Source organism: Vibrio sp. 1978, assembly GCF_033344345.1.
This window is the reverse complement of sequence record NZ_JAWPOP010000761.1, coordinates 1-586: the sequence shown is the minus strand read 5'-3', so window position 1 is coordinate 586 and position 586 is coordinate 1. Positions and strand designations below refer to the sequence as shown.

Below are 586 nucleotides of genomic sequence, written 5' to 3'. Positions count from 1 at the left end.
CACCCACAACAAGCGCGAAGAAAATGCCGAACAGCACTAACATCTCGCCGTGGCCTACTTTATCCAATAACTTGTAAAACAGCGGGCGTAGAAGAGGAAGAGCAAATAGACCTATGGCGTACCATTCTGGCACTTTGCCTGTTGAAACAGTCAGAAACACGACGGCGAAGATATCTTGCATAACCAAAATACCGATGGCCAGTGTGGCGTATGTCGCGTTGAGTTCACCTTTTTCCTGCAGTGTTTTTACCGCGAAAACAGTGCTAGAGAAGGAAAGTGCAAAGGCTAGGAGCAATATCTGCCCGCTTTCCATACTTGCAAGGGACGTTAATCCAAGCAGTTTCAGCCCTGACAACGCAAGGGCAAAAAAAACGGTTGAAAGAATATTGTGCGCTGTTGCGCCGCCCCAAATTTCTTTGGAAAGCAATGTTTTTACATCGAGCTTTAAGCCAATAGTAAAAAGCAAAAGAGTAACGCCGAGATCAGCCAGAGTGACAATAACGTCATTACTTTGATAGCCAAAGGCATGTAAGCCAAAACCCGCTAGTAGAAAACCGACTAGAGGGGGAAGGCTGCATTTGAGCGC

At 46.4% G+C, this 586-nt stretch carries 1 protein-coding gene; it reads right to left on the bottom strand.

Annotation, left to right across the window (positions count from 1 at the left end; translation table 11 throughout):
• On the bottom strand, nucleotides 1–586 hold a 586-nt coding region (locus R8N49_RS28960), incomplete at both ends, for a cation:proton antiporter (RefSeq protein ID WP_318190681.1).